At 57.8% G+C, this 16941-nt stretch carries 12 protein-coding genes; 6 read left to right on the top strand and 6 right to left on the bottom strand.

Annotation, left to right across the window (positions count from 1 at the left end; all coding sequences use genetic code 11):
- Positions 1–39: 39 nt before the first annotated feature.
- Genes ACK9YZ_RS27425 through ACK9YZ_RS27410 form a run of 4 tightly spaced genes read right to left on the bottom strand, consistent with a single transcriptional unit; the run spans position 40 to position 5418 of the window.
- On the bottom strand, positions 40–2250 hold the full coding sequence (locus ACK9YZ_RS27425; RefSeq protein ID WP_416068361.1) for a GumC family protein: 2211 nt from the start codon (positions 2248–2250) through the stop codon (positions 40–42).
- Entirely contained in the window at positions 2247–3377 is a 1131-nt protein-coding gene (locus tag ACK9YZ_RS27420; RefSeq protein WP_416068360.1) for a glycosyltransferase family 4 protein, read from the bottom strand. Before ACK9YZ_RS27420 ends, ACK9YZ_RS27425 begins: the two co-directional genes overlap by 4 nt.
- Positions 3371–4471 (bottom strand): glycosyltransferase family 4 protein, encoded by a 1101-nt coding sequence (locus ACK9YZ_RS27415; protein ID WP_416068359.1) that lies wholly within the window; start codon positions 4469–4471, stop codon positions 3371–3373. The genes ACK9YZ_RS27420 and ACK9YZ_RS27415 overlap by 7 nt, the downstream gene beginning before the upstream one ends.
- Entirely contained in the window at positions 4468–5418 is a 951-nt protein-coding gene (locus tag ACK9YZ_RS27410; RefSeq protein ID WP_216760605.1) for a glycosyltransferase family 2 protein, read from the bottom strand. Before ACK9YZ_RS27410 ends, ACK9YZ_RS27415 begins: the two co-directional genes overlap by 4 nt.
- A 637-nt stretch (positions 5419–6055) precedes the next feature.
- Here ACK9YZ_RS27410 and ACK9YZ_RS27405 point away from each other — a divergent pair.
- Both ACK9YZ_RS27405 and ACK9YZ_RS27400 read left to right on the top strand, forming a co-directional pair.
- Positions 6056–7372, top strand: a complete 1317-nt coding sequence (locus ACK9YZ_RS27405; RefSeq protein ID WP_416068358.1) for an O-antigen ligase family protein — start codon at positions 6056–6058, stop codon at positions 7370–7372.
- Positions 7369–9492 (top strand): right-handed parallel beta-helix repeat-containing protein, encoded by a 2124-nt coding sequence (locus ACK9YZ_RS27400; protein WP_416068357.1) that lies wholly within the window; start codon positions 7369–7371, stop codon positions 9490–9492. The genes ACK9YZ_RS27405 and ACK9YZ_RS27400 overlap by 4 nt, the downstream gene beginning before the upstream one ends.
- A 115-nt stretch (positions 9493–9607) precedes the next feature.
- Here ACK9YZ_RS27400 and ACK9YZ_RS27395 read toward each other — a convergent pair whose 3' ends face one another.
- A complete protein-coding gene (locus tag ACK9YZ_RS27395) occupies positions 9608–10519 on the bottom strand; it encodes a phytanoyl-CoA dioxygenase family protein (protein WP_416068356.1) in 912 nt (303 codons plus the stop codon).
- Between the two features lie 297 nt (positions 10520–10816).
- Here ACK9YZ_RS27395 and ACK9YZ_RS27390 point away from each other — a divergent pair, with 297 nt between their 5' ends.
- From ACK9YZ_RS27390 to ACK9YZ_RS27375, 4 genes are all read left to right on the top strand, one after another.
- Positions 10817–11674 carry a WecB/TagA/CpsF family glycosyltransferase gene (locus tag ACK9YZ_RS27390; protein ID WP_416068355.1) on the top strand — a complete coding sequence of 286 codons (858 nt, stop codon included), beginning with the start codon at positions 10817–10819 and terminating at the stop codon, positions 11672–11674.
- A gap of 15 nt (positions 11675–11689) precedes the next feature.
- Positions 11690–13186 (top strand): sugar transferase, encoded by a 1497-nt coding sequence (locus ACK9YZ_RS27385; protein WP_416068354.1) that lies wholly within the window; start codon positions 11690–11692, stop codon positions 13184–13186.
- Between the two features lie 44 nt (positions 13187–13230).
- Positions 13231–14283, top strand: a complete 1053-nt coding sequence (locus ACK9YZ_RS27380) for a UDP-glucuronic acid decarboxylase family protein (RefSeq protein WP_216760611.1) — start codon at positions 13231–13233, stop codon at positions 14281–14283.
- A gap of 157 nt (positions 14284–14440) precedes the next feature.
- Positions 14441–15622, top strand: coding sequence for a glycosyltransferase family 4 protein (locus ACK9YZ_RS27375; protein WP_216760612.1), 1182 nt, complete (start codon positions 14441–14443; stop codon positions 15620–15622).
- Between the two features lie 367 nt (positions 15623–15989).
- Here ACK9YZ_RS27375 and ACK9YZ_RS27370 read toward each other — a convergent pair whose 3' ends face one another.
- Positions 15990–16811, bottom strand: a complete 822-nt coding sequence (locus tag ACK9YZ_RS27370) for a LuxR C-terminal-related transcriptional regulator (protein WP_416068353.1) — start codon at positions 16809–16811, stop codon at positions 15990–15992.
- Positions 16812–16941: the final 130 nt, after the last annotated feature.

Below are 16941 nucleotides of genomic sequence, written 5' to 3'. Positions count from 1 at the left end.
CGATGAATTTCTCTGGCCATCCGGCGTTCTTTCGCTGCTTTATATCGTCGTTTTGTAGTATTTCATTAGCGATCTCGAGAACAACTCAGAATCGCCGAACGTATAAAGGGCATGCTTTCTTGGCTTTACGCCGTTTATCGCGATGGAAATTTCCGGGCTGCGTGAAGAAGCCCTCAACTGCTGAAGGCAAAAATCGACGGCTCGGCGGCTGGTTTTTGCCCATCTGACAACCATGAGCGTCCTCTCCGCGATCGCTGTCAGATGCATCGTATCGGTGGAGGCAAGCACGGGCGCACTGTCGAAGATCACAACCTGGCCATTTGCCCGGGCAATTTCGATCAGTTCCGCAAGATCGGCCAGACGGGTATGCCGAAGGTGGCTGGGGTTGCCGGCGGGAATGAAGTCGATACCGCTTGGATGATGACAGATGATGTCGTCGATCTCAGCCTGGCCGCTCATGAAATCGTTCAGTCCGCGCTTGAGTCCCGACTTGAAAAGCGAGTCGAGTTTTCCGCGCCGAAGGTCGCAATCGACGAGCAGCACGGGGGTTCCGTTGGCTGCGAGTTCGATGGCCAGCGATCCGGCGACAAGCGATTTGCCCTCGCCGCTATGGGCGGACGTGACGACAATGCTGGCCGGAAGCTTCCCGCCATTGGTTTGTTTGAGCGAAATCATGACGGTGCGAATTGCTTCGTCGAACATGCCGCCTTGAATTTGTCCAAAGAGGACCGACGGATTTCGCCGGGTTGCCTGACTCAGACGTGGTATGAAACCGGCAGGCACGAAGCGTCCCATCCCGACCAGCTGGTCGAAGCTGCGGACAGATTTGTCCATCATTTCTACAGCGAAAGCGGCCGTTGCAGCGATCGCGGACGAAGCCACAAGAGCACCGATCAGATAGAAAAGCCGGCCTCGTCCTTGTGGCATGAGTGGTACCGTAGCCGGCGACAGAACTTCAACTTCCGCGCCGGGCAGCATGGCTTGTGCCGCAAATACCCGACGCTGTTCCTCCAGCCTGTCCAAGGCTGTCTGTTCCCTATCGGCGACGCGCTCCAGTCGCGCCAGCTCGATTTTATCAAGTGTGGAGTGAGACCGGAGATTGTAAGCCGCCGCCAGGGCGGATCGGACTGTGCTGTCTTCACGATCAAGCGCAGCAAGCTTGGCGCGCAGCGATTGAACATAGCGATCGACGGCGGTGCCGAGATCGGCGCGTGATTTGACAATCTTTGCACGCAGATCGACGACCGGCTGGGCGTCGCTACCATATATGTCGAGAAGACGCTCGAGATCCTGTTGCTGTGCCCGAAGGTCACGTTCCATTGCGCTGATACTGTCGGGGATGGAGTCATTCTGCGTGGCGAGCGAGGCGTCGCCGGACGCCTCCAGGGTGGCGATTACTGCTTTTATATCGACGCGGTCCTGTTCAATTTTTGCCTGCCGGTCGCTCAGTTCCATAATGGATTTGATCTGTTCGCTCTGAGCATCGTCATTCGGGACGATGCCCGTGGTTTTTTGATATGCGTCGGCGGCATTGCGCGCCGCATCGGTGCGGCCCTGCTGCTCCGCTATACGCTGTCGAAGCCACCCTTCTGCAGCATCCAGACGATTGCGAGCGCTTTCTTCCCGCTCTTCAAGGTAAATATCGATCAGGCGATTGGGCACAGCGGCCGCCAATTCGGGATCATGCGTATCGAATCCGATTCGGATAACACCGCCCGGGCCGTCCCGGATCACCTGGAGCGCCTTGTAATATTCCTCGATAACCGGCTCGAGCCTGTCTTGCTGCGGCACGGACGGCTTACCGCTGTCGATCAACTGCCGCAGACTTGCCTTGATCTCGCTGATGAGGGACGGTTGACGCAGTGCCGGATTGAATTCCGCCCGCTCGTCGAGCCGCAGATCCCGAATAACACGTTCCGCCACGCTCCTGGACCGCAGCCGCTCCGCTTCCGATGCGACATTCAGGGGGTCATTGCCGCTGTCGTCGCTGTTCACCGATTTTGCCAGCGGCGCGTGGATCATAAGCCGGGACTCGGCATGATAGCTCGGCTGCATTCCCAGGATCATCACGGTGGTAACCGTCATCATCAGCACCACCAGACATACGATCATCACCATCCGGCGGCGGAGCAGGCGCAAACCGGATGCCAGATCGAAATCATCCGATCTCGCTTCTGCTTGAAACCGGGGTTCATAGTGCATCGTTCTGATAGGAACATTCCGATCTGGCGGAAAAGTCGAGATTGTCATGATGCGCTAACCCTTGCTTGAGGTTGCGTGGAGATGGCCTCGTAGAGTTTTTCGATCGACCGCATATATGCTGTCATACTGAAATGGTTGAGGTAGTGGACGCGGCCTTTGTTGGAGAGCTCAGCGCGCATTTCAGGGTCCGTAACGAGCTTTGCGAGGGCCGCAGCCAGAGCATCCTGGTCCCCGACAGGGACGAAGACACCGGTTTTGCCGTCGGAGATGACCTCCTCATGCGCTCCAACCCGCGTGGTGACGACGGCAAGGCCGTGGGCAAGTCCTTCAATGATCGCCATAGCCAGGCCTTCGGCATGCGAAGGCAGGACGAGAATATCGGCGCGGGCGCATAAGTCCTTGATCTCGTCGGCCCCAAGCCAACCAGGCATCTCCACCAGATCGGATAGCCCCATCGCGGCGGCTTGGCGGCGGTAGTCCTCGACCGGTCCGTCACCTGCCAGCACGGCACGCCACTGTAACTCTTTCATCGTCGGATGGCTGAGCGCCAGCAACAGCTCCGGCACGCCCTTGCGTTCGCTCAAACGGCCGAGAAAGACGATGAGTGGCGTCTGGCCGGCAGGAAGCCTGCGCCGCTCGCCGGGATCGGGGACACAATTGTGGATGACGACGACGCGGTGACCGTCTACGCCGAGAAGCGTCGTCAGCGTCACCTGATCACGCTGGCCAAGCGCCACCACGCAATCGGCATTTTGAAACATCCGCCGTATGAGCGCTTGTTGGCGTGGAGACCGGGCAGCAAAATCGCTCGCGTAATCATAGTCGTGCAAATGCAATATGTGAGAGCAGCCCAGCACACGGGCGGCCTCCGTCAGGATCAGCTTTCGTGACGTGCTGCCGCGACCTGCGACATGGATATGGTGAATACGTGCGGGAGCAACGATCCGATCCCTAGCCATCGTCAGGATGGCGCCCAACAGGCGCAGGGACGATGTCGCCGCGGACCATCGAGGCCCTCTGGTGTCGGTGACGAAGTGCGTTGCGCCGGCTTGCCTTGCAGAACTGGTTATATAACCGACCAGCCTGCCGATCCCACCGCCATTCTCGCAGCCGCCCGGGACATAGTGGCGTACGCTTGCCATTTGAGCTCTTTCCGCCGATGCCTTCATCAGCATGATCGGACGACCTCGCGATAGACGGCTGCAGCCTGGGCTCCAACCTGCTCGGGAGAATTCGGTCCCCTGGCCCAGGCAAGCGCGTTGGCGCCGAGATTGTTTCTGAGTTCGCTGTTTTCGGCCAATGTGCGGATGGCCTTTGCGAGGTCTTCCGCATCTGCGGGCGAGACCACGATTCCAAGCCCATTCGGCTGAACTGTCGCGCGCAATTCGCCGACGTCGGTGACGATGACAGGTTTGCCGAAGGCAGCGGCAAGGTTGAGTACCCCGCTTTGAGAAGCTTCCGTATAAGGGAGCACAACGATATCGGCATCGAGGAAAAGCTGCGCAACTTCAGCATCTTCAATGAATCGGTTGCGGATATCATAGCGACCGGCGTCCCCCATCAGTGGTTGGAACAGCCAGGGGTTGTCACCGCGGCCCGCGACCGTAATGCGCAGGTTCGGAAGCGCATCCTTGAGCATCGCTTCGGCGCGGATCAAATGTTCCAGGCCTTTGTAGGCAAAGATCCGTCCGAAAAGCAGGACGCGCAGAGTTCCATCGGCTTGGCCTCGCGCCAGATTTTGCTGCCGGGCGAGTTCCGCGTAACGCTGTATAGCGGGGTGCGACAGGACATGGACGCAGTCTGGAGATTTTGAATATCGATCGAGCGCCATCCGCTTCAGCTCTTCACCATGAACGACGAGGTGTCCGGATTGTCTCGCCATCAACTCCGGCGCCCAGCCGGGCAGGGTGCGGGTATCGGAATCTCCCGGATGTACATCGACATCATGGACGGTTGTGATGAGCGGGATCGGCCGCCAGAACGGAGCGGCGAAATTCAGCCAGAGCGTACTATTGCTGAGCAGATGAATAACGTTCGGCTTTTCGTTCCGGATGAGTCGGGTCAACTGATGCAGGAACCAGGGATTGGCGAGCGAACGGTGCCGCGGCCAGTCCAGCAGGTGCAGATCGATTGCCGGATCGAACCAGGACGCAAGATGCGCGTAGCGTCGGCGAGGGACGCCGAGTACGACATCAAGGTGCCGCGCGACGCCGCCGGCGAAGGCGATCGTGTAATCTTCCAGTTCGGAAACGAGGAGCAGCGCCTTCATTTCGCTGCCTCCGATAAGCCGATGTCCCGGCCGAACCGGGGGAGGTTGCGGACTGAACGCAATGCGTCGCGTGTGCGTCTGAGCACGTTTGGCTCGCCAGCGAAAAACAGCCCTTCGAAGGCAAGCTTGATGCGGGTACGCACATCGGCGCCGGCCAGCTCCGCCGATGCCACCCAGTAGGGATAGTGATCCGTCAGGCTTAACCGTGCCGGTATCTCGTGGATTGAAAGAAACCTGTTTGTCGCTTCGACGGTGCGCTGCCAATGGGCCATTCTCCGTCGCAACATCGCGGCATCATCGACCGGCCGATACCAGTTGTTGTTGTGGATCCGGTAGAAGCCGAGTGAATCCGGCAAAGACGCGACGTCCCCGAGAAACGGATAGATCCCCGTGAGCCATGCATCGGCCGAAATACGGAACTGATCCGGGATCGGTCCTGCAGCATCCCACGCGCTGCGCCGAACCGAGATGGCTGAGGTCATCGGGAAGGGCCACCAGCCGGCCGATCTCGTCAGCAGTGCCGAGAGATCTCCGGAACATAGCGTGCGGGGGATCGGCTTGAGGGTTGACGATCCATCGATCGAAACCGGCTGAAGTCGATGATAGACAAGCGATACCGCAGAATCCGACTGGAAGGCAGCGCGTGTCGCCGACAGTTTGCCCGGAGCCCACCAGTCGTCCGCGTCCAGAAAACACAGGATACCGCCGCTGCTAAGCTTTACCGCAGCATTGATCGCGGCTGCCTGTCCCGAATTTTCCTGGAAGAGTACCTTCACCCTGTCATCATATGCTTCCAGTACGGCGCGCGACCCGTCGCTCGATCCATCATCGACGACGATGATTTCGACGTCGGGAATATCCTGGCTCAGGACGCTGTCGATCGCCCGTCCGACGAAACGGCCATAGTTGTAATTGTTGATGAGAACGCTGATGCCTGACTGCTCCATGACGCCCTCAAGCGGCTTGCAGCACGACAAGGCGGTGCAACAGCATGGTCGTGATATCGTCCGGGAGGCAGGCCCCGCCATCGCCCCCATCCCTTGGGGTCTCGCGGATCGCTATATCAGGAGCGCTCACGTGCCCGATCTGGTTTTTTTTGGGTAGAGACGGTGAGGCAGGCGTTGACGCCGCCGCGACCGGTGAAGCTCTCGTCGTGGAGCATGCCGAACCAGGATCATAACGCGAAACCATAGCAATCCCAACCTTCCAAGCATCGCTGCGGACAGCCTGCGTCGGAACCCTCAATTCGCCAAAAAAACGTGGCGCAACGTGGCGTGCTTTGCTGTCTGCACCTTTGCAAGCTACCGGCGAATGGAGATGGGTAAAATCTGCTCTTATGGGCAATCCCGCAGGCTTAGGGCCTATCCTTTGGGGTAGGTTCCAGTCGCCTGCTTAAGCGTAACCACGTCTTTGGGTGATGGGTGCCTGCATTAGGCGTAGCCGCGTCGTCATTTGCGTGAGTTGACTGCGCGGATATTTGGATGGTTGTTCTTGTGAGGAGCGTAGCTGTGAAAGGAGATACATGCCTTTCCAGGCTGACGCGATCAACAGCCGCTCCTTTGGCCAGCTCGGCAAGGACCGACAATGAGCATATACGGTCTTAGAATTACAAGCGGGCCGGCCATCACTTGGCGAAGCATAGAATGCTGGGGAGCCGGTATATGCCTTTTCCTGCAGACGGGCGCGCTTTTTCCGCTTTTACTATCAGATCCGGACGGAGGGTTGAGCGATCACTCCAAGTCGCTGCTGCGTCTCGTCAGCCTACCCGTGTATGCATTTACAATAATGATCCTGACAAGAAATCTACCGCTCTTCCTCATGGCGCTGAGACGCAATCTGCTCCTCCCCCTGATCATCCTGCTGCCGTTTTTGTCCATCTTGTGGTCGATCAGTCCATCGCTCAGTCTGCGGCGCGCAGTCGGCCTGTTGTTTACTGTGCTTCTTGCCTACGTGCTGGCAATGCGCTTCACGCCGAGACAGCTGCTTTTGCTGGTCTTTGCGACTTTGGGAACGTGTATCGTACTGAGCCTGGCGATGTTCGCAGTGGCGCCTCATCTTGCCCGTATGCCCATGGACAGCGAGATGCGGGGCATCTTCATCAACAAGAACAGCCTCGGCTGGTATTCGAGCATCATGATACTGGCGGCGACTGTCGTGCTGATCGACGGCACTCTCGGCTTGCGGCGAACCGCATTTATTCTGCTGGCTGCGAGCGGGATTTGTCTTGTTGCTTCAGGATCGATGACTGCGACGATTGCGACTGCCTCGGCATTTTGCCTGATCGGATTCTATTCAGCCCTGCAGAGAAGCAGCGGCATCGGTCGCATCCTCCTCATCCTGCTGTTCGTTCAGCTCGCGGCTGGCCTTCTCATCTCGCTTCACGAGTTCCTGGTTCCGTTCCTCGAAGCGCTCGGTAAGGACGCCACTTTGACAGGTCGCGTACCGTTGTGGGAGCTTGTCGACCGCCAGATTGCCAGCCACTTGATGTTCGGCTTCGGCTATCAGGCGTTTTGGACGGAAGCTAACCCCGGAGCATGGTCCATCTGGTCCGAAATCCTATGGATGGCGCCTCACGCCCATAACGGTTACCGCGACGCGATGCTCAGTTTCGGCATCATCGGCACGGCCTTCTTTGTTCTGCTGCTTTTGCGTGCAGTGCGCCAGGGGGCGATTCTTCAATGCCGCGATCCGCAATATGGCTGGCTCTGGCTCAATGTCTTCACCGTCATGATCTTGGTGATGAACCTGACCGAGAGCATTTTTCTGGTCCAGAATGACGCCATTTTCATTCTGTTCAGCACGGCTCTCATCATGTTCTCGCTGCATGTGCCCGTCGTCTCGGCAGAGGCCGATCAAGGGTGGCAGATGCCCATGACAGCGCCGGATCCATCAATCCCATGAGACCTCGCTTCACACTGTCCTGTTGCGTACTGCTTGCAGCGCTCTCACCGCGCCTGGGTCATACTTCGTCGCTGAGTTCGGACGCAAACGCGCCCGACATCATGCGTAAGGCAATCCAGGCAGCGACCTGCGCCGAGGCCGCGCCAGGCGCATTATCGGACGAACTCAAGGGAATTCTCTCTGGTGATGCGGTGACCGGCACAGCCGCGGGACGCACGATATTCTATGTGTCGCCCGCCGGCAAAGACACTTGGAGCGGCCGTCATCCCGAACCAAATGCCACAGACGGGCCCTTTGCCAGCATCGAGCGCGCGCGCGATGCTGCGCGCGAAGCAGGGGGGCAGCGCATGATTGCCATGGAGGGTGGAGATTATTATCTAGCCCGCCCCGTTGTCTTCGATGCCAGAGACAAGGGTCTGGTCATCACGGCGAGATGCAACCAGACACCTGTCCTGCATGGCGGTCCACTTGTGAATAACTGGGTGTCACAGACTGCCGGACGCTGGACGGCGCCACTGCACTTGCCGACGGACGAGGCCGTCGGCGATCTCTTCGTCAACGGGGTTCGCCAGACCCTGGCCCGTTTTCCGAACGCTCCTTCCGACGGAGATCCGCGCAAGGGATGGCTGTTTGCCGCCAAATGCAATCCGGCGATTGACCAATGGGAAGGCAATACGCGCTTTTGCTATTATGCCGGCGACGTCCCGGTGCTTGAAGGCGCATCAGGGCTTGTCGTCAACATTGTCGGTGGCTTCAAGCCTGGAAGCCAATGGGGCAGCGACACACTGCCGGTCGTTTCGATCGACGCTGCAACGCGGACCGTTCAAACCAAGGGCACCAGCTACTTCTTCACTGCAGAAGGCAGCCGCTATTTCTTGACAGGAGCAGCGTTTCTCGACGCGCCAGGAGAATGGCGCTACAATGTTGCAGCAGGCCAGCTCGACTATATCCCGGCCGAGGGACTGTCACCTCATTCTACTGTTGTGGCCGGTGTGCTGCCGACATTCTTCCGGCTGGAGAGTGCCGATGAGATGGTCGTATCAGGGCTCCAGTTTCGTGACGGAGCGCCTCAAGGCAGCGGTAAGTTCTATACCGATACCAGAGGGTTCGGCGCCATACGGCTTGAACACGCCAACGGTGTCAGGCTGCTCGGAAATCTCGTCGAAAATGTCGGCGTCGGCATCCATGTGACCGAGAGCAGCGATGTTCTGATTGCCGCCAATGTGATCGGAGATATCGCCGGCAACAGCATCTATGTCGGCACCACCTATGGCAGCTTCGGCAAATCGAACGGCGTCAGAATTCTGTCGAACCATATCCATGACATCGGAAAGGTCTATTTCGAGACTGCGGGCATATGGTTCCAGGCAGGCGACGGTATCCGGATCGCCAATAACCTGATCGAAAATACCGCACAATTCGGGATCGCCGGCGGCTCCCTTTGGGGCGCCCAGGATGCAGTCCACGACGCGATCATCGAACACAATGTCGTGCGCAACGCCAATCAGCAGACAGCCGACGGCGGCGCCATCAAGATGATGGGCGAGCAGGCCGACCTGCTGAACAGCACCATCCGCTACAATCTCGTCACCGGAACAGGGCATCTCATGAACAGGGCCGATGGCACTTTCTGGCCTGCGGGATACGAAAATATCAATGAATGGCCGTCTCCGATCAGCTGGGCGATCTACACTGATGGCAAGGCGAGTGGCGTGCGCATCGAAGGAAACACTCTTTCCGGCAATGTCTGTGCGATCGGCATCAACGGCGGCTGGAATAACCTGGTGACAGGAAACACCATCTCAAACGGCTCGGGCGCGGCCTTCCGCGTGGACGACGGCACCGGTTGGGGATGGCATCCGCCGTGGGCCGTCCCCAACCGGATAGAGGACAATATCGTCTCGATCGATAACAGCAACGGGGTCGCAGCCTTCGTCTACGCGCCTGATCACGGGACTGGATCCGTACAGTTCGCGCGCAACCGCTACAGCGGCAATCTGAACAACAAGAGCTTTCGGATCGCTCCGGCGATCATGCGCTGGGGTGCTTTTGGCAGCCTGGCCGATCTTCAGAGAGCCGGAGCCGACACGGACAGTGTTTTCACCCGCGCTAATGATTGATAGCGCCGAGATGACCGGCAACGGAGCCGCATGACCTGTGGTTCGCACCGGCATGCATACGACGATGGGTGACGATGCGCTCGTTCCTGATCCGCGAAAGCCGTGCCCCGGCGGTTCAGTGCGATACGGGCATCCCGATAATGGGCGGGACAATATTGTTGACCGCGAGCTGCGCCAATACCTCTGCGCTGAGCGTGCCCCGAACACCGGGATGGCGATGGCCGCCTTCCTCGGCATAGGAATAGGTCTCCGCCTCTGACGGACCAAATGTCATGAAGACCGCGATACGATCAGGCGTTCTGCCGAACCGTCGAATGATCGATCGTGTTGAAGTGAAGGCCCGCTGAACATCCAGGCGAAACCACGGTCCGATCCGCTCACATAGCTTGCGCAGACCCCTGTCAACGAGTGTCGGCATTTGCCCCGCATGTTCGATACGCACATCGAAGATGATGGCGTCGCCCGCGCGTACACCAAGGCTCTTCGCCGGCAAGCTCTGGGTCAGGCCCTTGAGATGGGATCTTGGTCGAACCTTCAATGTCGCTCGCGAATTTTCGGCCTGGTCCTGCAGGTAGAACGCGATCTTGTAGACCCTGAAACTCTCGTCCGAGAAGATACTTCCATCAACGCAGCGAGGATGGTGAGGAACGTCGTTATGCCATGACGATGTCGTGTTGATCATGAGATCGCATTCACCTGTAAGGACGGCATCGAGCGGTTGCGTAATTTCCTTGAGACGAGTGAGGATCGTGTCGGAAGTCATGAAGCTTGCGACTTCCTCTACGGCATACATGGCATGAAGCTGAAATTTCCCACCGTACAGATACTTGCCGCCGGACCTCAGATACCGTTTGGCGATCCGCCGTAATGTTTCCACCTGCTGAGGCGTCAGGACGTCTCTGATGACGATATAGCCATCAGCGCTCAAATCGTCCTGCAGTTGGCTGGTCATGCCGGGTACCCTTGAAGGCTCTCTGGCCGGCACCCGTAATTCGTCTGTTGAATTCACTGCTGTTGAATTAACCATTGTCTCTCTCCTTTAACTTTATCGCGCGCCAATCTCCACTAGCTATGGTTGTGCTAGAGCGACTGTCTTCTATGTCTCGGCGAAGGTCAAACTGCTCTTTTCGGGGTAACGCTTATCAAAAAGGGCAATGAGGCATACCCTGGGGATGCCGACTTACTTCGAATATTGTAACTTATTTCTATATCTGACGCAGAAATGTGAAGTCTTTCTACGTCCAATAGCTGGACTTGAAAGTATGGATACACGCGGCTTGCCAGCATATTCTAGAAACAGTTTCAGTTGGCAAAAGCGTAGATCATGAGAAATTCAGCAGCAGCCAGAGGCCAGACTTCAGGCTTTCATCCAAAGGGCTCCCTGGAGTGGACGAATGTCCTTGGTGTTCGAATTTCAGCAGTCAATCTCAAGAGTGCGACCGGACTGATCGAAAAGGCGATTGAAGACGGCAAGAGAGAATATGTGTGTGTGCGTGACGCGCACGGTGTCGTGCGGTGTCAAAAAGATCCCGAACTTCGATCTATCCATAATCGTGCATTCCTCGTGACCCCCGACGGCATGCCGTTGGTGTGGGCGTTAAGACATGCTGGCCACGTGGAGAGCGACAGGGTCTACGGGCCGGATCTGATGCTATCTGTTTTCGAGGCCGGCAGATCGAAAGGCTTGCGTCACTTCCTCTACGGCGCAACGACCCAGACGCTGGAGCAGCTGGAGGCTCGACTTATCGCAAAATTCCCGGAAGCCCGGATCGTCGGCTCCTATGCGCCGCCCTTTCGTGACCTCTCGCGGCAAGAGGAAACGGATATTGCTGACCGGATCAATCTGTCAGGCGCGGATATCATCTGGGTCGGGCTGAGCAGTCCCAAGCAGGAACTCTGGATGGCGCGTATGCGCGACCGTCTGGACGCTTCGGTTCTCATCGGAGTCGGAGCTGCCTTCGATTTCCACGCCGGCCTCAAGCGGCAGGCTCCAAGGTTCATTCAGAGAAGCGGCTTCGAATGGGCGTTTCGTCTCCTATGTGAGCCGCGACGGCTGTGGCGGCGCTATGCGCTCGTCGTGCCGACCTTCATCTCACTGACTGCCTTTCAGAGACTGGGGATTCGGGAGTTTCCGCTCGAAGACCCTGTTTCTGGATCGGGTGCGTCGGCACAAAGGCTGTAGAGGAGTAAACCCACCATGTCCTTACTTGCGCCGTCAGCAATGACATCGGGTCCGTCGAAGGTAGCCAACACGAATGACGCATCCTCGCGAGCAGCGCCGGTAGGCTCTGTTCCCCCCATAACGGCCGCCAAGACCGTCGAACCGCTAAGGCAGGCGGGGCTGAATATGCCAGTTGCGCTACGGCGCCGGTTTCCTCGGCTTGCAACATCGTCGGTCTTGGTTGCCGGCGACATTGCCGCCTATCTGATCGCCTATTTTGCTCTCCTTTCCTTCCTTCCCGATGGTTCGGCGGGCACGGTATTGGAGCGTGCTTTCGCCCTCGCGGCACTGGCAACCATCGTTCTCTATGTATCGGCCGGCCTCTACCCCGGCTATCGTCTTCACGACCACGAACATCTGCGGCGTCGCACGATCGCCGCCTTCAAGGTGGCCGTTCTCGCGGCGCTCGGAGCAATCCTCCTGCCGGAAGGGGAACGACTGCTGCTCGCCGTCATCGGCTTCCTCGGCCTCGGACTGATTGTCCAGCCTGTCATGCATTGGCTCGCTCGAGGCTTGTGCTGGAGACTTGGAATCTGGGGAGAGCGTGCGGTAATCATAGGGGGCCGCAATCTTACCCCGGCACTCATGGCGCATTTCAAAGATCACTGGAAATATGGCATCAGGCCGGAACCCTTTTCCCCCGATGCGCCAGAAGTGTCGTCCGACAGCGCGCCATCCATTGCCCTGATTGCCGGTGACACCTCCTCGCTTGTTGCCGATCTGGCGGCGATGCGGCGAAAGTACTCCGAAGTCATTCTTCTGTCGGATACGCCGAGCCTCAAGATAAACGGCTTGCGACCGGCGGATGTCGGCGGAGAGATCGGTGTTCGTCTCACCAGCAGTGGGAGTTCGGTCAATTCGGACCTGGTTCGCCGGATCCTCGATCTCGCGATCGCCATTCCTGCGACGATCGTTGTTGCACCCTTCATTGCGATTGCTGCCGCGGCGATCTACGCCATCGATCCAGGCCCTGTCTTCTTCCGCCATGCCAGGGAAGGTCTGTCCGGCAAACCAGTGCACGTCCTGAAATTGAGGACGATGTACCAAGATGCCGAACAGCGCCTCGAAGCATTGTTCCGGGAGAACCCTGCGATGCGGGCCGAATGGTTGGCCCACTTCAAGCTCAAGAACGATCCCCGCGTTCTGCCTGTTATCGGCCATCTCCTGCGCTCTTCGAGCTTCGACGAACTCCCGCAATTGGCGAACATCATCGCAGGCGAGATGGCGATCGTCGGACCGCGTCCGTTTCCGGAGTATCACCTCCTGGCTATGGACGGTGAATTTCGAGATAAGCGCCGTTCCGTAACGCCGGGGCTTACAGGCCTTTGGCAGATATCCGAACGAAGCAACGCGGATATCGAGCTGCAGCAGCAACTCGACGAGTTCTACATCGACAACCGGTCCCTATGGTTCGACTGCCAAATTCTTCTCAGCACAATCCCTGCGGTCTTCAAACGCAGGGGAGCTTACTGACCATCCTCGTTCTGCGAGGCAACCATCAACAACGGAGCACACCAATGCACGGACATAAGCGAATTATGGTAACTGGCGGTACCGGGTTTCTGGGATCGTTCCTGTGCGAAAGGCTTTTGAGGGAGGGCAACGACGTCCTTTGCGTGGACAATTTTTACACCGGTTCACGCGACAATGTGCTGCATCTTCTCGACGATCCTCGTTTTGAGATTCTGCGCCACGACATCACCTTCCCGCTCTATGTGGAGGTCGACGAGATCTACAATCTCGCTTGCCCGGCATCCCCGGTTCACTACCAGTTCGATCCTGTGCAGACCGTGAAGACCAATGTTCACGGCGCCATCAACATGCTTGGCCTCGCCAAGCGCACCAAGGCGAAGATCTTCCAGGCATCGACGAGTGAAGTTTACGGCGATCCGGCAGTTCATCCACAGCCCGAGGAATATCGAGGCAGCGTCAATCCCATCGGCCCGCGGGCATGCTATGACGAAGGCAAGCGCTGCGCCGAAACACTGTTCTTCGACTACCACCGTCAATATGGCGTGGAAATCCGGGTGGCGCGGATCTTCAATACCTACGGGCCGCGCATGCAGACCAATGACGGCCGCGTCGTCTCCAATTTCATCGTTCAGGCGCTTCGAAACGAGCCGATCACCATCTTCGGGAATGGTACGCAGACACGCTCGTTCTGCTATGTGGACGATCTGATCGAAGGTTTCATCCGCCTTATGGGCACGCCTGCTGGCGTTACCGGTCCGATCAACCTCGGCAACCCGGGAGAATTCCAGGTTCGCGAGCTGGCGGAAATGGTCGTCGAAATGACGGGCTCTAAATCGGGTATCGTCTACAAGCCTCTGCCGGTGGACGATCCGACACAGCGCAAGCCGGATATCAGCCGCGCAAGGCAGGAACTTGGCTGGCAGCCGACGATAAACTTGCGTGAGGGCCTCGATAAAACAATCGCCTACTTCGAGTGGAAGCTTTCTGGCGGAGCGAGGAGCGTGCCCGGCACCAAATCTCGCACGGCGGTTACGGCATATATGCCTTCTCCGGCCGCCGGTCTTTCCGTGCCGGAAGCCGCACAGCTCGGTAACTGATGCTCAACGTCTCGTAGCCTAGCTGGGCGCCTTCGAACCGGATGTTGCGATATCTCCGACATCCGGTTGATGGCACCGGTTCGATCATGCGCATTCGAAAACGGCCGCCAGCTTCAGACCGGCGGCCGCGAAATAAAACAATGGGTCGACGATCATCATGAAGGTTCTCGTAAGCGCGCATCGCCTGGAGATTGGTGGGACGCAGGTCAATTCCATAGAACTGGCCGCTCATATGCGCGACCGATATGGCCACGACATCGTATTCTGGGCTCAGCCCGGGCCGATGTTGAAACTGGTCGAAGCGAAAGGTCTGAAATTCATCCCCGCGCCCGACGCCAGGGTGCATCCATCCCTGGCCAGAATGAAGTCACTCCGTACGATCGTGCGCGAGGAGGTTCCGGATCTCATTCATGCCTGGGACTGGTGGCAGGGTCTCGACGTTTACCTATCCGTCCATCTCCCATGGAAAAAGCCACTTGTCATCACTGACATGATGATGGGGGTGAGCAGGGTCCTTCCGAAGACGATCCCCACAACTTTTGGCACTCCCTTTGTCGTCCGCAGCGCGAAAGCGGCCGGATGGCGGCGAGCGGAACTGTTGCTTCCGCCTGTTGATGTTGAGTTCAACGCCCCCGGCGCCGTCGACGCGAGCGCCTTCCGGCAGCAATATAGCGAGCCCGGCACCGTGCTGGTGGTGACGGTAGCGCGCCTCGCAGCATTGATGAAACTTGATAGCTTGCTGAGAGCGATTGATGCCGTTCAACGGCTAAATGGGCGCGTTGCACTCAAGCTGATCATCGTGGGCGACGGAACCGAGCGGGCGAGGCTGGAGGCGCTGGCGCGCCAGACAAATGAGCTTTTGAAGCGGGAGGCCGTCGTTGTTGCCGGCCCCATGGTCGATCCGCGGCCGGCCTACGCCGCAGCCGATATCGTGATCGGCATGGGCGGCTCGGCGCTGCGGGGGATGGCCTTTGCCAAGCCTGTCATCGTGGTTGGCGAGCAGGGCTTTGCGCAGGCATTCCTGCCGGAAACCAGGGACTATTTCTACGACAACGGCATGTTCGGTCAGGGGGATCCTGCCTCGAAGGAAAGCCAGCTCGCATCCGAGCTCGCGCTGATGACACAGGATGGCGTCGACCGGGATGCGATAGGAGTATTCGGCCGTGACTTCGTGGTGCGCCATTATTCGCTCGATGCGGTAGGGGCAGTTCTGGACAGGGTTTACCGCTCCGCGGCCGTGGGCAGATTGAGCAGCACGGCTACCGCATCCGATGCCGCCCGCACGATGTACATGTATCTGCGGGAGCGCAGATTCTCCTGCCCCTCTCGCGAGCGCTGACAGAAAACCAGGCGAACCGTTCAAAATCCTGAGACAACAGTTCATGAACGCCTGCATTTCGGTAGCTGTGATCGGGAAGAGACTATCCAGCCTTGCGGCCTCGCTTACCATGCTGCTGCCTACATCCGCCGGCGGCGAAGCAGCAGCTATAGAACCTGATTGGATGGGAATGGAGAGAGGGCGTGTGGCGTTCTGCGAGACCTCGCTCTGGCTGGATCCTGTGTCCTCAGCGGATAGAGCTGCAAGTGGACTCCCAGCTTATGTCTGGTCACGGAATTACACAGACTTATGCCACTCGAACATCGAGGAGCAACCTCGGTGGCGCAGTTCACTTGCGTCCACCGAGGGTTGTTAAAATGAGAGCATGTTAGTGATGTGACGAGACTGGCGAACGACCGACAGTATCAATGCGATCTCTATTGGCGCCAGCTGAAGTAATACCTTCGAAGAGATCGTTTATTTTGAATACAACCTCTGTTCGATTGGTCGCCTTGACTTTCTTCATGATGTTGCGAACATGCACCTTGACGGTGCTCTCTCGCAGATTGAGCTCATAGGCGATGATCTTGTTCGCCTTTCCGCGCCGGAGCGCCTCTACGACTTCGGCCTGACGATCCGTGAACATGCCCGCCAACGGACGCGCCGTCGAGTTGCTGGACTCCAGCAAGTGACGCATGGCGAATAGGGTGCTTGCGGGAACAAAAACGCCTCCCGCAACTGACAGTGCGATCAGTTCCATGCAGACGCTGACGCTGACCGAGGCAGGTATGTAACCCTTGGCTCCATATTCGAGCGCCTTCACGATTTGAGTGAAATCGTCACTATCAGCCAGAACGATGACAGGGATCGTCCCGAACTCCGACGAAAGGCTCCTGATTTGCTCCGAAACGGCAGGCTCGTCGATTTTCTTGCCGCCAATGTTCAAGAGTATTGCCGAAAGCGGCGGATACTCGTCGCGTTTTTGCTTCCACTCTTCAACCGTTCCAAATGCCAGGATAAGTAAATCCGTCTTGTGGGCGGCCATGCACTGCGCAAGGCATTGCCGATCAAGTTCACGGTTATCGAGGATCACGAGAGAGTGCTTTGGCCTCGACGGTAAGATTGATGCCGTCGAACTATTCTCTATCTTAAGTGGCAGAGTTACATTTTCCTGCCTAAGGTCTAAATTTGGTATAAGCGCTGAATTCACTGCTTCATCCTCCCCAGCCGAGTTTCCCTACGCCCCAACAAAATCGAACACTCAAGCCCTTCAGATATGAGGGTTTGGAAGCACTAAAGTAGGAATTAAATACCACAGTTTCCGCGATATCAAACTAGCT

The sequence above is a fragment of the Rhizobium sp. ZK1 genome (genome assembly GCF_047782645.1).
GTDB lineage: Bacteria > Pseudomonadota > Alphaproteobacteria > Rhizobiales > Rhizobiaceae > Rhizobium.
This window is presented reverse-complemented; position numbering and strand designations above follow the sequence as displayed.

Coding starts and splice junctions, on each gene's coding strand:
- ACK9YZ_RS27425 (WP_416068361.1), bottom strand. CDS start 2,250: ATGACAATCTCGACTTTTCCGCCAGATCGGAATGTTCCTATCAGAACG.
- ACK9YZ_RS27420 (WP_416068360.1), bottom strand. CDS start 3,377: ATGCTGATGAAGGCATCGGCGGAAAGAGCTCAAATGGCAAGCGTACGC.
- ACK9YZ_RS27415 (WP_416068359.1), bottom strand. CDS start 4,471: ATGAAGGCGCTGCTCCTCGTTTCCGAACTGGAAGATTACACGATCGCC.
- ACK9YZ_RS27410 (WP_216760605.1), bottom strand. CDS start 5,418: ATGGAGCAGTCAGGCATCAGCGTTCTCATCAACAATTACAACTATGGC.
- ACK9YZ_RS27405 (WP_416068358.1), top strand. CDS start 6,056: ATGAGCATATACGGTCTTAGAATTACAAGCGGGCCGGCCATCACTTGG.
- ACK9YZ_RS27400 (WP_416068357.1), top strand. CDS start 7,369: ATGAGACCTCGCTTCACACTGTCCTGTTGCGTACTGCTTGCAGCGCTC.
- ACK9YZ_RS27395 (WP_416068356.1), bottom strand. CDS start 10,519: ATGGTTAATTCAACAGCAGTGAATTCAACAGACGAATTACGGGTGCCG.
- ACK9YZ_RS27390 (WP_416068355.1), top strand. CDS start 10,817: ATGAGAAATTCAGCAGCAGCCAGAGGCCAGACTTCAGGCTTTCATCCA.
- ACK9YZ_RS27385 (WP_416068354.1), top strand. CDS start 11,690: ATGTCCTTACTTGCGCCGTCAGCAATGACATCGGGTCCGTCGAAGGTA.
- ACK9YZ_RS27380 (WP_216760611.1), top strand. CDS start 13,231: ATGCACGGACATAAGCGAATTATGGTAACTGGCGGTACCGGGTTTCTG.
- ACK9YZ_RS27375 (WP_216760612.1), top strand. CDS start 14,441: ATGAAGGTTCTCGTAAGCGCGCATCGCCTGGAGATTGGTGGGACGCAG.